Source organism: Novosphingobium sp. AAP93, from assembly GCF_001296055.1.
Classification (GTDB): Bacteria; Pseudomonadota; Alphaproteobacteria; order Sphingomonadales; family Sphingomonadaceae; genus Novosphingobium.
The window spans coordinates 1-14,717 of record NZ_LJHZ01000022.1 but is presented as its reverse complement, the minus strand read 5'-3'; the positions used below and the strand labels follow the sequence as shown (position 1 = coordinate 14,717).

At 65.6% G+C, this 14,717-nt stretch carries 15 protein-coding genes; 7 read left to right on the top strand and 8 right to left on the bottom strand.

The features are described from left to right. The first annotated feature begins 63 nt into the window (after positions 1–63). Genes IP83_RS05135 through IP83_RS05125 form a run of 3 tightly spaced genes read left to right on the top strand, consistent with a single transcriptional unit; the run spans position 64 to position 2,306 of the window. Complete coding sequence (locus IP83_RS05135; RefSeq protein WP_197274280.1) at positions 64–624, top strand: NUDIX hydrolase; 561 nt, start codon at positions 64–66, stop codon at positions 622–624. A gap of 23 nt (positions 625–647) precedes the next feature. After that, positions 648–1,427: an SDR family oxidoreductase gene (locus tag IP83_RS05130; RefSeq protein WP_054121141.1), complete on the top strand. Its 780-nt coding sequence runs from the start codon at positions 648–650 to the stop codon at positions 1,425–1,427. A gap of 39 nt (positions 1,428–1,466) precedes the next feature. Beyond that, positions 1,467–2,306: a DMT family transporter gene (locus IP83_RS05125; RefSeq protein ID WP_054121140.1), complete on the top strand. Its 840-nt coding sequence runs from the start codon at positions 1,467–1,469 to the stop codon at positions 2,304–2,306. Positions 2,307–2,356: 50 nt separating this feature from the next. Here the strand turns inward: IP83_RS05125 and IP83_RS05120 are convergent, their stop codons facing one another. The 4 genes from IP83_RS05120 to IP83_RS05105 form a co-directional block, all read right to left on the bottom strand. Continuing rightward, a complete protein-coding gene (locus IP83_RS05120) occupies positions 2,357–2,734 on the bottom strand; it encodes a VOC family protein (protein WP_054121139.1) in 378 nt (125 codons plus the stop codon). A gap of 15 nt (positions 2,735–2,749) precedes the next feature. Then, a complete protein-coding gene (locus IP83_RS05115) occupies positions 2,750–3,862 on the bottom strand; it encodes an S-(hydroxymethyl)glutathione dehydrogenase/class III alcohol dehydrogenase (protein ID WP_054121138.1) in 1,113 nt (370 codons plus the stop codon). A 77-nt stretch (positions 3,863–3,939) separates the two neighbouring features. Further along, a complete protein-coding gene (locus tag IP83_RS05110; protein ID WP_082364496.1) occupies positions 3,940–5,250 on the bottom strand; it encodes an MFS transporter in 1,311 nt (436 codons plus the stop codon). Between the two features lie 195 nt (positions 5,251–5,445). Continuing rightward, complete coding sequence (locus IP83_RS05105; protein WP_054121137.1) at positions 5,446–5,922, bottom strand: MarR family winged helix-turn-helix transcriptional regulator; 477 nt, start codon at positions 5,920–5,922, stop codon at positions 5,446–5,448. 100 nt (positions 5,923–6,022) lie between these two features. Between IP83_RS05105 and IP83_RS05100 the strand changes: the two genes are divergently transcribed. The 4 genes from IP83_RS05100 (at position 6,023) to IP83_RS05085 (ending at position 9,560) form a co-directional block, all read left to right on the top strand. After that, positions 6,023–7,492, top strand: coding sequence for a carotenoid oxygenase family protein (locus IP83_RS05100; RefSeq protein WP_054121136.1), 1,470 nt, complete (start codon positions 6,023–6,025; stop codon positions 7,490–7,492). A 110-nt stretch (positions 7,493–7,602) separates the two neighbouring features. Continuing rightward, positions 7,603–8,787: a serine hydrolase gene (locus IP83_RS05095; protein ID WP_231624912.1), complete on the top strand. Its 1,185-nt coding sequence runs from the start codon at positions 7,603–7,605 to the stop codon at positions 8,785–8,787. 36 nt (positions 8,788–8,823) lie between these two features. After that, the gene (locus IP83_RS05090; RefSeq protein WP_054121143.1) at positions 8,824–9,162 is read left to right on the top strand and encodes a hypothetical protein; all 339 of its coding nucleotides are present in this window, start codon (positions 8,824–8,826) and stop codon (positions 9,160–9,162) included. Continuing rightward, the gene (locus IP83_RS05085) at positions 9,162–9,560 is read left to right on the top strand and encodes an ester cyclase (RefSeq protein WP_054121134.1); all 399 of its coding nucleotides are present in this window, start codon (positions 9,162–9,164) and stop codon (positions 9,558–9,560) included. Before IP83_RS05090 ends, IP83_RS05085 begins: the two co-directional genes overlap by 1 nt. A gap of 11 nt (positions 9,561–9,571) precedes the next feature. Here the strand turns inward: IP83_RS05085 and IP83_RS05080 are convergent, their stop codons facing one another. From IP83_RS05080 to IP83_RS05065, 4 genes are all read right to left on the bottom strand, one after another. Further along, positions 9,572–11,158 (bottom strand): MFS transporter, encoded by a 1,587-nt coding sequence (locus IP83_RS05080; RefSeq protein ID WP_231624911.1) that lies wholly within the window; start codon positions 11,156–11,158, stop codon positions 9,572–9,574. Then, positions 11,155–11,997 carry an NAD(P)H-binding protein gene (locus tag IP83_RS05075; protein WP_054121133.1) on the bottom strand — a complete coding sequence of 281 codons (843 nt, stop codon included), beginning with the start codon at positions 11,995–11,997 and terminating at the stop codon, positions 11,155–11,157. The genes IP83_RS05080 and IP83_RS05075 overlap by 4 nt, the downstream gene beginning before the upstream one ends. Before the next feature lie 15 nt (positions 11,998–12,012). Then, positions 12,013–13,068, bottom strand: a complete 1,056-nt coding sequence (locus IP83_RS05070; RefSeq protein WP_054121132.1) for an amidohydrolase family protein — start codon at positions 13,066–13,068, stop codon at positions 12,013–12,015. A gap of 124 nt (positions 13,069–13,192) precedes the next feature. Continuing rightward, positions 13,193–14,623, bottom strand: coding sequence for an NAD-dependent succinate-semialdehyde dehydrogenase (locus IP83_RS05065; protein WP_197274279.1), 1,431 nt, complete (start codon positions 14,621–14,623; stop codon positions 13,193–13,195). Between the last annotated feature and the right edge of the window lie 94 nt (positions 14,624–14,717).

Sequence of the window (14,717 nt, the reverse complement as noted above, 5' to 3'; positions counted from 1 at the left end):
CGAGCGAAGTCGAGACACAGTGCGCGGTGTCTCGACTTCGCTCGACACGAACGGCTCTTTCAGATGGATATCGCCGTGAGCCTTGAAGACGAATACCGCGCCGATCCCGAAGTGACGCAGTGGCAGGGACGTTTCATTGGCGCCAAGACACGCGGCCGCTGGGAATACGTCTCCCGCGCCCGGGGGATCAAGGCGGCGGTGATCCTGGCGATCACGCCGGAGGATGAGGTCGTGCTGGTCGAGCAGTTCCGCATTCCGCTGGGCAAGCCCTGCGTCGAACTGCCCGCCGGCCTGATCGGCGACGATGATGGCGGCGAAGGCGAGCTTGCGGCCACGGCGGCGATCCGCGAGCTGGAGGAAGAGACCGGCTACCGCGCGGGCCGCACGGAAAACCTCGGCGAATACTATTCCAGCCCCGGCATGGTCAGCGAGAGCTTCACGCTGTTTCGCGCCTACGACCTGGAACGCGTCGGCCCGGGCGGCGGGGTCGAGGGCGAAGGGATCACCGTGCTGCATGTGCCGCGCCGCGAGTTGCCGCAGTTTCTCGATGCGAAGCGCGCAGCCGGTTATGGCATCGACGTCCGCCTCCTCCTCCTGCTAAGCCCCTTCTGGTTCAAGGAATAAGAAAGAGAGAGGATTGGGGCGAGATGGGCAGAGTTGCGGGCAAGCTGGCTTTGGTGACGGGCGCGGCGCAGGGTCTGGGTGCGGCACATTCCGCGTTGCTGGCACGGGAAGGCGCCAAGGTGCTGCTGACCGACATCAACGGCGAAGGCGCCGCCGCGCAGGCCGAGGCGATCAACGCCGAACTGGGCGCCGGAACAGCCTTTGCCATGCGCCACGATGTGACTTCGGAAGCCGACTGGGATGCGGCCATCGCCATGGCGGCGGACAAGCTCGGCGGGCTGTCGGTCCTCGTCAACAATGCCGGTGTCGGCGTGCGCGGCGATATCGAGACGTGCACGCTGGAGGAATGGCACCGCGGCTTTGCGATCAACGTCGATTCGGTGTTCCTCGGCTGCCAGAAGGCGCTGCCGCTCTTGAAGGACAACCAGCCCGGCTCGATCATCAACATCAGCTCGATCGCCGGGCTGATCGCCTCGCACACGATGCCCGGCTACAATGCCAGCAAGGCGGCGGTGTGGATGCTGACCAAGTCGGTCGCGCTCTACTGCGCCAAGCGCGGGTGGGACATCCGCTGCAATTCGGTGCACCCGACCTTCGTCGACACCCCGATTCTCGATGGCATCAGCAAGAATGCCGGGATCGAAAAGGACGTCGTCATGGGCAAGCTCGCCCGCCAGATCCCGCTGGGCCGGGTGGGCGAACCCAACGAGATCGCCAATGGCGTGCTCTATCTGGCGAGCGACGAGAGCCGCTTCATGACCGGCGCGGAGCTCAAGCTGGACGGCGGCATCTCGGCGATGTGAGCGGGCCCTCGCCGGGCCTTCGCCGATGATCGACTCATCATGATTGATTGGCCCGTCTTCCTCCTCATCCTGTTTGCGGCTTCGCTGCACGCAAGCTGGAACGCGTTCCTCAAGGGGAGCGGCGATACGCTGCTTTCCACCACGCTCGTCATGGGCGGCGCGGCGCTGATTGCGGCGGTCGCGCTGCCATTCCTGCCCGCGCCGGCACCCGCAAGCTGGCCCTATCTTGCCACTTCGACATTGCTGCAGGTGGGGTATCTGGGCTTGCTGGTGCGGGTTTATCGCACGGTGGACATGAGCCTGGCCTATCCACTGATGCGGGGGTGTGCGCCGCTGGCAGTGGCGCTGGTCAGCCATTTCTGGCTGGGGGAAGCGGTGCCGTTCCTTGCCTGGATCGGCGTCGGCACCATCTGCCTCGGCATTCTGGCCATGACTCTGGGCGCGCGCGGATCGTTGAAGCCGGCCGGGCTGGCGGCGGCGCTGACCAATGCCGCGATCATCGCCGGCTACACCTTGCTTGATGGCACCGGCGCGCGCGCCTCGGGTTCGCCCACGGCCTACACGCTGTGGCTTTCGCTGCTGACGGGACTCGCCATGGCCGTGTGGACGATCCGCGCGCGCGGGGGCGCGGCGCTGGGCTATCTGCGCCAGAACTGGCCCATCGGGCTGTTCGGCGGGCTCGGCACGATCGTCTCGTACTCCATCGCGCTCTGGGCGATGACGATGGCGCCGATCGCGATGGTTGCGGCGCTGCGCGAGACCTCGATCCTGTTCGCGACGGCGATCTCGGCACTGGTGCTGCGCGAACGGGTCGGCCCGGCGCGGATTGCGGCGGCGGTGATCATCGCCTGCGGAGCGATGCTGCTCAGGCTGGCATAGCAAACCCCCGCCGCCATGCGGCGACGGGGGCTGCGTGTCACGTCAAAGGATCAGGCGTTCGGGTTCGGCGCGAAGGCGCAGATCTTGTTGCCGTCGGTATCGCGCAGATAAGCGCCGTACTGCTTGCCCGGCGCGTTCTCGCGCACGCCCGGAGGGCCTTCGCAGGTGCCGCCGTTGGCAAGGCCCGCGGCGTGGAAGGCATCGACTTCAGCAAAAGTCTTGGCAGCAAAGCCCTGCGTGAAGCCGTTGGACGGGGTGTGCGGCTCACCATTCAGGGGCGTGCGGATCATCAATGCGCCGGCGGCGGAGGGGAACACGGTGCCAATCGGCAGCGGCACGGCCTGATGGCCGAGCGCGCCCATCACCGCAGTGTAGAACGCGCGCGACTTTTCGATATCGTTGGTGCCGAGGACGGTATGAGTGAACATCGATAACCCCCTGATTTAGAACACGACGACCGAGCGGATCGACTTGCCCGCGTGCATCAGGTCAAACGCGGTGTTGATTTCCTCGAGGCCCATGACGTGGGTGATCATCGGATCGATCTCGATCTTGCCCTGCATGTACATGTCGACGATCTTGGGCACGTCGGTGCGGCCCTTGGCGCCGCCGAACGCGGTGCCGCGCCAGTTGCGCCCCGTGACCAGCTGGAACGGACGCGTGGCGATTTCCTTGCCCGCCTCGGCGACGCCGATGATGATCGAGGTGCCCCAGCCGCGGTGGCAGGCTTCGAGCGCGATGCGCATCACTTCGGTGTTGCCGGTCGCGTCGAAGGTGTAGTCCGCGCCGCCGTCGGTCATCGCGACGATCTTCGCGACGACGTCCTCGCGGCTCATGCCCTTCGAGTTGAGGAAGTCGGTCATGCCGAACTTGCGGCCCCATTCCTCGCGGTCGGGATTGATGTCGACGCCGATGATCTTGTTCGCGCCGGCCAGCCGCGCGCCCTGGATCACGTTGAGGCCGATGCCGCCGAGCCCGAAGATCACGACATTGTCGCCCACCTGCACCTTCGCGGTGTTGATCACCGCGCCGACGCCCGTGGTGACGCCGCAGCCGATGTAGCACGAGGTCTGGAAAGGCGCGTCCTCGCGGATCTTGGCGACCGCGATTTCCGGCAGCACGGTGAAGTTCGAGAAGGTGCTGCAGCCCATGTAATGGAACACGGTCTGGCCCTTGTAGCTGAAGCGGCTGGTGCCGTCCGGCATCAGGCCCTTGCCCTGCGTGGCGCGGATCGCGGTGCACAGGTTGGTCTTGCCCGAGAGGCAGCTTTTGCACTGGCGGCATTCGGGCGTGTAGAGCGGGATCACGTGATCGCCGGGCTTGACCGAGGTGACGCCCGCGCCCACTTCGCGCACGATGCCGGCGCCTTCGTGGCCGAGAACCGAGGGGAAGATGCCCTCGCTGTCGAAACCGTCAAGCGTGTAGGCATCTGTGTGGCAGATGCCGGTCGCCATGATCTCGACCAGTACTTCACCCGCCTTGGGGCCTTCAAGGTCAAGCTCGACGATTTCGAGAGGCTTCTTGGCTTCAAACGCAACGGCGGCGCGGGTCTTCATGGGTGTATCCTCCCCCAGGGAAAAAGTCTGCAATGCCGATAGGCAAAGCGGGCCAAGTGTTCAATCGGGTTCGCGGCTCAATCAGCCTCTCTTAAGGCAAGCATGAGCATAAGCGCTGCGGCCATGACCGAACCGCATGCCATGATCGCCGAGACGGAGAACAGGCTGAGCCCGCCGGCGGTAAACAGCGTGCCCGCCAGAATCGGCGAGCCCGCCGAACCGATGCGTCCCGCACCAATCGCAAAACCGGTGCCGGTGGCGCGGACATGCGCGGGGAAGCCATGGGCAAAGGCGCTGTAGAAGCCGACAATCGCGGCATTGGTGGCAAAGCCGGTGCAGAACACCGCGAACTTCCAGCCGGAGAGTGTCGTCTCTGCGCCGCCGAGGCCGAACACGACAACCGCCGCCGCGCCGAGCAGGAGCATTGCGATCGTCGGCCACTTGATCCCGAAGCGATGCATCAGGAAGCCGAACAGGCCGCCTCCGGTCGCGCCGCCGATATTGGCCCACACGAGGACGCTGGCGGCCTGCGGTGCAGCAAAGCCGAAGTCCGCGACGATCTTGGGCGACCACTTGAGGATATAGTAGAAGGTGATCGCGTGGAGCGAGTATCCCACGGTGAGGATCATCGTCGTGCCGATGAGGCCCGGCTTCAGGATATCGAGCAGGCTGGCCCCGGCCTTGCGCTCGTCGACCGGAGGAAGGTCCGCGATACCCGGCAGGCTGAGCTTGGCCATCGAGGCGTTGATCCGCGCCAGCGCACCCTCCGGGCGGCGGGCCAGCAGATAGGCCGGGGTTTCGGGCACGAAGAACCAGATCAGCGGGATGAACACCACGGTGGCAATCGCGCCGAACTCGAACACCACGCGCCAGTCGCCGGTCTTGAGCAGCATGGCGGCAATCGTCCCGCCGATGGTCGCGCCCAGGGGATAGCCGATGACCATCAGCGACATGGCGAGGCTGCGGCCCTTGGCGCTCGAAAGTTCCGCCGTCACCGCATTGATCGCCGCCAGCATGCCGCCGATGCCGAGCCCGGTAACGAAACGCCACAGGCCGAGGATCTGGGGATTTTGTGCCGTAGTGGCGAGCCACATACCGCCCGCCATGACGACAAGGCAGCCGAGCATCGTCGGCCGCCGGCCCAGCTTGTCCGCCACGCCGCCGAGCAGGATCGAGCCGACGCCCATGCCGACCAGTTCCATCGCCAGCACGACGCCCAGCGCATCGCGCGCAATGCCCCATTCCTTGGCAATTCCGGGCGCGGCAAAGGCGCTGGAGAGCACGTCGAACCCGTCAAGCGCATTGAGCGCGATCATCAGCACGACGGCGATCCACTGCGCCGCGCTCATCGGCGTTTGGCGAATGATCTCGCGCGGATCATTGGTCATTTCATTCTCCCCGAGGACATTGCTGTCCGATTATGTCTTCGTCACCCTGGACTTGATCCGGGGTCCCGCTTCTTGCCATTTCCCCAACCGCTCATGCTGAGCTTGTCGAAGCATCATGCCCGGCGGTCGCGCCAGCACCCTTCGACAGGCTCAGGGTGAGCGGAGTGGTGTGCAAGTCAGCAAGCAAATGCGTCTTCACTCATGGATCCGCGAAAGCAGTTCGATCAGCTGGCGCACTTCCTTGTCGGTGAAGCGGCTCTTCACCCAGGCCTCGTGCTCGCCGATGGCCTGCTTGGCACGCGCCAGCATCGCCTTGCCCGGCTCTTCGAGAAACAGCGCCTGTTTGCGCCCGTCCTTGTCCGAGCGGTCACGCCGCAGGAAGTGCTTGGCCTGCAGCCGGTTGATGATCGCCATGGTGGTGGCGCGGTCCATGCGCAGGCGCTGCGCGAGGTCGGTCTGCGCGATGCCGGGATGGTCATCGACCAGCCACAGCACCGAGACCTGCTTCTGCGTGAGATCGAGATCGGCGAAGGTCTCGGTGAAGTGGCGCAGGCAGGCCCCATGCGCGAGGCGGATGTGAAAGCCCAGAATGTCCTTGATCGCGCCGATGTCGGCATCGCCCTCGGGCGGCGGCGGTGCTGTCACTGCGTCGGCAAACTTGTCCTTGATCAATGCCGCATCCCCGTTTGTGGCACTAGTTGCGCCTTGCCTATTCGTTAGCAACACTTACAATCAAACCCCAAGCGAAAATGCGCGAAGAGAGGACCCGACCATGGCCCAATTCCCCTCAAGCCCAAGCTTCACCGGGTTCAACACACCCTCGCGGATCGAGGCGGACATTGCCGACCTCGCGCACGAAGGCACGATCCCCCAAGAGCTAAACGGCGCGTTCTTCCGCGTCCAGCCCGACCCGCAATTTCCACCGCGTCTGGGCGACGATATCGCCTTCAACGGCGATGGCATGATCACGCGTTTCCACATCCATGATGGTCAGGTCGATTTCTGCCAGCGCTGGGCGAAGACCGACAAGTGGAAGCTGGAGAACGCCGCGGGCAAGGCGCTGTTCGGTGCCTACCGCAATCCGCTGACCGACGACGAGGCGGTGAAAGGCGAGGTCCGCGGCACCGCCAACACCAATGCCTTCGTCTTCGGCGGCAAGCTCTGGGCGCTCAAGGAAGACAGCCCCGGCCTCGTCATGGACCCGGCGACCATGGAAACCCATGGCTACGAGACGTTCGGCGGCAAGATGACCGGACAGACCTTCACCGCCCACCCCAAGGTCGATCCGAAGACCGGCAACATGGTCGCCATCGGCTATGCCGCCAGCGGCCTTTGCACCGACGATGTGACCTACATGGAAGTCAGCCCCGAGGGCGAGCTGGTGCGCGAAGTGTGGTTCAAGGCGCCCTACTACTGCATGATGCACGATTTCGGGATCACCGAGGATTACCTCGTGCTCCATATCGTGCCCTCGATCGGCAGCTGGGAGCGGCTCGAGGCGGGCCTCCCCCACTTCGGCTTCGACACCACGATGCCGGTGTACCTCGGCATCATCCCCCGCCGGGACGGGGTGACGGACGCGGATATCCGCTGGTTCAAGCGCGGCAACTGCTTCGCCAGCCACGTCCTCAATGCCTGGCAAGAAGGTACGAAAATCCACTTCGTCACCTGCGAGGCGAAGAACAACATGTTCCCCTTCTTCCCGGACGTCCACGGCGCGCCGTTCAACGGGATGGAGGCGATGAGCTATCCCACCGACTGGGTGGTCGACATGGCGAGCAACGGCGAGGATTTCGCGGAGATCGTGAAGCTCTCCGACTCGATGGGCGAGTTTCCGCGCATCGACGACCGCTTCACCGGGCAGAAGACGCGCCACGGCTGGTTCCTCGAAATGGACGTGCGCCGCCCGGTCGAGCTGAAAGGCGGCAGCGCGGGCGGGCTCATCATGAACTGCCTGTTCCACAAGGACCTGGAGACCGGCGCGGAGCAGCACTGGTGGTGCGGCCCCGTCTCGAGCCTGCAGGAACCCTGCTTCGTGCCCCGCCGCAAGGACGCGCCCGAAGGTGACGGCTGGATCCTGCAAGTCTGCAACCGGCTGGAAGAACACCGCAGCGACCTCCTGATCTTTGACGCGCTGGACATCGCCAAGGGCCCGGTCGCCACGGTGCAGATCCCCATCCGTCTGCGCTTCGGCCTCCATGGCAACTGGGCCGATGCGGCCGAAATCGGCCTTGCCGCCTGAAAGGGCTTTTCCCCTGCTCCGGCCATTGCTATTACACATAACAATAATCGGAGAGAGGAAGTCTGATGTCCTTGCGTCTTTGGCATGCCGTTCTGGCTGCGAGTGTTGCCTTGTCCCCCTTGGCCGCGGCGGCGCAGAGCGCGCCCGCAGGTCCCTCCCCCGCCGTCATTGCGATGCGCGAGCAGTGGCTCAATCCGGCGGTCAACAGCTTCACTTTCCGCGACACAGACAAGGTCTTCGAAAGCCGCGCCGTGCCGCGTTCCGGCCCGGTCTGGCCGCTGGAACAAGGCGCCAAGCTCGCCATGCCTGCGCACAGCACCGGCAGCATGGTGATGGGCTACGATGGCTGGGCGGATCGCACCTTCACCAACGCGCTCCTGGTGATGAAGGATGGCAAAGTGGTCTTCGAGGACTACCGCAACAGATCCGATGCGACCACGCACTTCATCTCGTTCTCGATGGCCAAGACGATCACCGCGCTGCTCGTGGGCATCGCGCTCGATGAACACAAGATCCGCTCGCTGGACGACAAGGCGGGCGACTACGTGCCTGAACTCAAGGCGGGCGGCTACGGCGATGCCACGATCCGCCAGATCCTCCAGATGCGCTCGGGCGTCGACTACGAGGAGCGTTACGATTTCGGCGAGCATCCCAGCCTTGCCGCGACGATCCACATGAACGCGATCGTGCGCAACAAGATGCGCTTTGCCGATCCGGCCGTAACCATCGGCAAGAAGACCGTGCCCGGCAGCACCTTCAACTACGCCACGCTCGATACCGCCGTGCTGGGGTGGATTCTGGAGCGCGCCACCGGCGAGAAGCTGGAGACCTACACCGCCAGCCACTTGTGGGGGCCGCTCGGCGCCGAAGCAGGCGGTTTCTGGCTGGCCGACGGCCCGCAGGGCACGGGCCGTGCGCTCAACGGCATGGGCTACAACGCAGTGCTGCGCGATTTTGCCCGCCTCGGCCAGATGATGCTCGACGGCGGCAAGGCAAACGGCAAGCAGGTGATTCCCGTGGGCTGGGTGGGACAAATGACCACGATGATCCCCTTCCCTGCCGTCTATGGCCGCAAGGCGGAGTTCGAGGGTTATGGCTACCAGACCTGGCAGGTCGACAAGGAGCCCGGCGCCTACAGCGCGGTCGGGCTGGCGGGGCAGTTCATCTATGTCCACCCGACCACGCGGACGGTGATTGTGAAGCTGAGCTACAATCCGCCGGTAGAGCCGGAATGGCTGACGGGCGAAGTGCTGAGCTACTTCCACGCCATCGCCAATGCGCCTGCGCCGAAGTGATGGCGCGCTTGCCGATGCCGCGCTATGGCGGCGCGCATGGCAAGAAAGCACAACAAGGGCGGCTGGCGCGACGATGATGAGGACGAGGCCGCGGAGGCCCCGCCCCCGCCGCCCTGCTGGCTCTGCGGCCGCCCTTGCGGCGAGACGGTGGTGTGGCACCACCCGATCCCCAAGAGCCGCGGCGGGCGCGAGACGGTGCCGATGCACCCGATCTGCCAGAACACGCTGATCGCGAACTTCACCAATTCCGAACTGCAGCGCGCGGGGATGGATGTGGATCAGCTGCTGGCAAACCCCACGATCCGCAAGTTCGTCGACTGGGTGGCGAACAAGGACCCCGACTTCAACGCGAGCATCGCGAAGAAGGGGCGTTGATGAGCACGCACTCCCTCGTTTCCGCATTCTACGGCCGGGTGTGGAATGCCGGCGAACGCGGCGCGCTCGACGATCTGGTCACCGACGACTTCCATTTCCAGGGCTCGCTCGGTGCCCCGGTGATCGGCCGCGATGCGTTCTGGGGCATGGTCAGCTTCGTGCGCGGGGCGCTTTCGGATTACCACTGCACGATTGTCGATTGCGTCACCGAAGAGGGCAAGGCGTTTGCCCGGATGTGCTTTGCCGGCACGCACACCGCGCCGTTCCGCGGGGTGGAGCCCACCGGCCAGCGGGTGGAGTGGCAGGGCGCGGCACTGTTTGAATTCGCCGGTGATCGGATCGGCGCGCTTTGGGTGCTGAGCGATACGGCTGCGCTGGATGCCGCGCTCGCGGGGTGAAAGCTGACGGCTCAGCTTTCCGCCCGCGCCAGCAACCCCTGCTCATCCCGCTCCGCCCGCCGCGCGATCAGCAGCAGCAGCACCGCGATCGGCACTGCCACCCACTGGATGGTCATCATCGCGAGGCGCAGGTTGCCGGTCGCATCGGAGAGCAGCCCGACCACGTAGGGGCCGATGCCGAGGCCGAGGATCGTCATGATCAGGAGGTAGAGGCTCGAGGTCAGCCCGCGCATGCGGGGCAGCACCTGCTCGTACATGATCGCGTAGAGCGGCGGCAGCCAGCCGGTCAGGATGAAGCTGTAGGGGACGAAGCGCCAGAAGAAGGTCTCGGCATCAGGCGCCGAATAGACCCAGACCGACAGCAGCGGCGATGCCAGCATGGCGAAGGCGGCTACGGCGGCGCGGCCCGAGCCGGGATAGCGCTTCTGCAGCCAGTCCGAGAGCGGGCCCCACAGCAGCGGGCCGACCACGCCGAGGCCCGCCGACAGGAAGCCGAACTTCAGCGCCGTCTCGCCCAGCGAGAGATGGTAGGTGCGGATCAGGAAGGTGGGGTTGAACGCCATCATCCCGTAGTTGATCACCGATTGCAGCGTGCCGACGGCCATGCACATCATCACCGTGGGCGAACCGCGGATCACCCGGCTCGCCTGCGGGTCGGAGAGGCTGACGCTCTGTACGAGGTTGACGATCACGATAAGGCCGAGGCCGATCACCGCCCATTGCAGCGCGTGCGGGTTGATCACCACGCTGCCGAAAACCAGCGGGGGGCGGGGCGAGATCGCAGTGCAAACCGTGGTGAGGACCACCATCGCCGCGATGATCAGCCCGATCATGCCAAGGTTGCGCGCGATCATCGCCGCCCCGGCCTTGCGGGCGCGCATCACGAGGAGGTGGAAGCCCGGCGTCACCGCGCCGAGCATTTCGGCGCTGGCGGCAAACGGGCGCGGATCAGGCGGCGTCGCGATGCCGTCCATCACCCCGCGCTCGGGCTCGCGCAACGTCCACAGGAAAGCCGCAAGCACGAAGCCGGGCGCCGCCGCGACAAGGAACGCGAACTGCCAGCCCCTGAGCGCCGTACCCGGATGCGCGACATCCCACCAGTTTGCTGCGAGCCCGCCAAGGATGAGCGAACCGCCAAGCCCGAGCGCAATCGCGGAGGCCATGACCGCCATCACGAACCCGCGCTGCTGCCGGGGCCAGTAATCATAGAGCAGCGAAGTGCCGGCGGGAGACGTCGCCGCCTCGCCGATCCCGACGCCAAGGCGCGAGAGGGCGAGCATGGCAAAGCTGGTCGTCAGCCCCGCCAGCCCCGTCGCGGCAGACCAGAACAGCAGGCTGATCGCGAGCAGCTTCGTGCGCACCCAGCCATCGGACAGCCGCCCTACCGGCAGCGAAAACAGCGCGTAAAACAGCGCGAAAACGGTGCCATAAAGCAGCCCCATCTCGGCATCGCCGACGCCGAGGTCCTTCTTGATCGCAGGCGCGAGGATCGCGAGGATCTGCCGGTCGAGCAGGCTCATCGCCTGCGTCAGCGCGATGAGCACAAGCGCATAGCGCCCGCCCTTGGCCACGACGGTCGGCAGGCTGGGCGCGTTCAAGCCAGCGCCGCCGCGATCGTCTCGGCGATCGGTGTCGTTGGCCGCCCGATCAGGCGCGACAGCGTGTGACTGTCATCGAACAGTTGGTCGTGGCTGGTCTCGAAGCTCCAGTCGGCAAACATCGTGGCGAGCCAGCCGGGAAGGCCGGCCCCTTCGAGCGCGGCGGCATATTCGGCCGGGCTCATGTCGACATAGGCGACCGGCTTTCCGGAAATGCGCGCCACATGCGCGGCGAGGTCCGCCATAGTGAAGGCCTGATCGCCTGCCAGTTCGTGCACATCGCCCGCCGCGCCCTCCACCAGCGCCACCACCGCCGCTGCCGCATAATCCGCGCGGCTGGCTGAGCAGATCCGCCCCGCGCCAGCTGCGCCGATGATCGCACCCTGCGCGATCGAGGCAGCCAGCGAGCCGGTGTAGTTCTCGTTGTACCAGCCGTTGCGCAGCAGGATATGGGGCACGCCACTTGCGCTCAGCGCCACCTCGGTTTCGCGGTGCTCGTCCGCGAGGCCGATGGTCGAGGTGGGTGCATGGAGCACCGACGTATAGACAATCAGGCCCACGCCCGCCGCCTTGGCAGCATCGATCGCGGCGCGATGCTGCGGCCCGCGCTTGCCGACTTCGTTGGCCGAAATGAGCAGCAACCGCTCGACGCCGTCCAGCGCTGCGGGATCGGCCGCATCATAGTCGAACGCGCGCACCGAAACGCCCGAGGCTGCCGCGCCAGCCAGCTTGGCCGGCGTGCGCACGAGCGCCACCACCTGGTCCGCCCCGACCTTCTCCACCAGATCCGCCAGCACCAGTTGTCCAAGCTGACCCGAAGCTCCTGCAATCGCGTACATACCCGTCTCCTGCGTTCAGAGTTTGAACCAGCGCTCGGCGTTGGTCTGGAAGAACTTCTTCTTGGTCTCGAGGTTCATGTCCATCGCATCCATCGCGCGCACTTCGTCGGCCACATATTGGTAAGGATAGTCCATCGCGTAAAGCACGCGGTCTTCGCCCACCACTTGCTGGCAGAACTTGATCGCCGGTTCCCACGCCATGCCCGAATTGGTGATCAGCACGTTGCTGCGCATATATTCGGCGATGGTCTTCTTGAGCGGCTTCATCCGCTCATAGCGCTGCGAGCGCACGCCGGCCTGGTGCATGTAGTCGAGCCGGTAGAGCCAGTAGGGCAGCGCCTCGCCCATGTGGCCGACCATGATCTGCAGGTCCGGGTACTTGTCGAAGATGCCGATGGTGATGAGGCGCAGGAGATGCATCCCCGTCTCGACCCCGAAGCCGAAGATCGCGCCGTCGAGCCCGGATTCGAGCATCGGGCCGATCATGCTGTCCGGCGGCGTCGCGGGGTGGATGTAGAGCGGCTGGCCGACATCGACGAGCGCGCGGAAGATTGGATCGAACTTGGGATCGTCGAGATATTCGCCTTGCGTGTGGCTGTTGATCTGGATGCCCTTGAAGCCGAGTTCGTGCGCGCCGCGCCGGATTTCCGCCGCAGACCATTCCGGGTCCTGCGGGGCCACGGTGCCGAGGCCGATGAAGCGATCTGGATACTTCGCGCAGGCTTCGGCCAGCGTGTTGTTGGCCCGCGTGGCTATGCCCTTGGCCTCTTCCAAATCAAGCATCGGCTGCACGCCCGGCGAGGTGAGCGCAAGGATCGCCCTGTCGATCCCGGTCGCGTCCATGTCGGCGATCCGCCGCTCGCCCAGATCGAGCAGGCGCTCCATGATCTGCATCGCGCGTTCGGACGGGCTGGTCGCATAGAAGCCCCAGAGCGAGACCATGCCCTTGTCCGCCTGCCCCTCGCGGATCATCCGCAGGAACACGTCGATCTGCTCCTGCGTAGCGAAGGCTTCCTCTGTGGCGATGCGCAGATAGCCGTGCTGGCTGCCGGTCCTGAGTTCCTCGGTCATGTCATCCTCTTTCGCGATCGCCGCGCGACATGCTTCGACAAGCTCAGCATGAGCGGGATTGCGATTTCAATGCAACCACAAAGGTCCGCTCGTCCTGAGCCTGTCGAAGGACTCAAGCACGGCCTCACCCCTCATGCACCGCCTTCGTCACCATGCAGGCGAGCACGCCTTCCGGCCCGTCTTCCGCGCCGTGGCCCGACCAGCGCACCCCGCCAAAGGGCGAATCCGCGCCGGCGATCATATTGGTGTTGATGCCGACCATCCCCGCCTCGATCTCGCGCGCGAGGCGCTGCTGGCGCTTGCCGTCCTGCGTCCAGGCAAAGGCGGCGAGGCCATAGGGCAGCCGGTTCGCCTCGGCGATCATCGCTTCCTCGCCCGCATAGGCATTGATCAGCGCGACCGGGCCGAACGGCTCCTCGTTCATGATCGCGGCGTCCAGCGGAATGTCCGAGAGCACCGAGGGCGCGTAGAAGAACCCGGCATTGCCGACGCGCTCGCCGCCCGTGTGCAGGCGAGCGCCGCGCTGGACGGCATCGCCGATAAGCCGGTCCATGGCTTCCGGTCGACGGGGGTTCGCCATCGGGCCCATCCGGGTGGTGTCGTCCAGACCATTGCCGACGGTGATCGCCTTGGCCCGCTCCGCGAACGCATTGCAGAAGCGGTCATAGACGTTTTCCTCGACGATAAACCGCGTCGGGCTGACGCAGACCTGCCCGGCATTGCGGTACTTCTGCGTCACCACTGTATCGAGCACGCGGTCCATGTCGGCATCGCCGAACACCAGCACCGGGCCGTGTCCGCCGAGTTCCATCGTCGTGCGTTTCATGTCCTCGGCGGCAAGCTTGGCGAGGTGCTTGCCCACCACCGTAGACCCGGTGAAGCTCAGCTTGCGGATGATCGGGCTGCCAAGCAGGTGCCGGCTCACTTCATCGGGCACGCCGAACACCGCCTGTGCCACGTCCGGCGGCAGTCCCGCATCGAGCAGGCATTGCAGCACGCCCAGCGCCGAGGCCGGGGTTTCTTCCGCGGCCTTCAGGATCACCGAGCAGCCCGCCGCAATCGGCGCGCCGAGCTTGCGGCCCGGATTGCCGAGCGGGAAGTTCCAAGGGGCAAACGCCGCGACCGGTCCCACCGGCTCGTGCGTGACGGTGGAGCGCATGCCTTCCGGGCGCACCAGCGTGCGGCCATAGAGGCGGAACACCTCGCCCGCGTAGAATTGGAACAATCCCACGTTCATCAGCACTTCGATGCGCGATTCAGCCAGCGGCTTGCCCTGTTCCAGTGTGGCGATCCGCGCGAGATCCTCCTGCCGCTCGAGCAAGAGCCGCGCCGCGCCGTTGAGAACGGCGGCACGCTGCTGCGGCGTGGACTTGCGCCAGAGCCGGAAGCCCCGCTGCGCCGTCTCCAGCGCAAGGTCGAGATCGGCGGGTTCGGCCAGCGGCAGCTCGCCGATGGTCTCGCCCGTCGCCGGGTTCACCACCCCATGGGTGCGGCGTCCCCCGCCGAAGACGCGCTCTCCGGCAATGATCATGTGCAGCGATGGGTATGCGGTCACACAACCTCTCCTAAGGGAGCAACAATCCCCCAACCGTTCGTGTCGAGCGAAGTCGAGACACCATGCGCTGCCTGTGGTGTCTCGACTTCGCTCG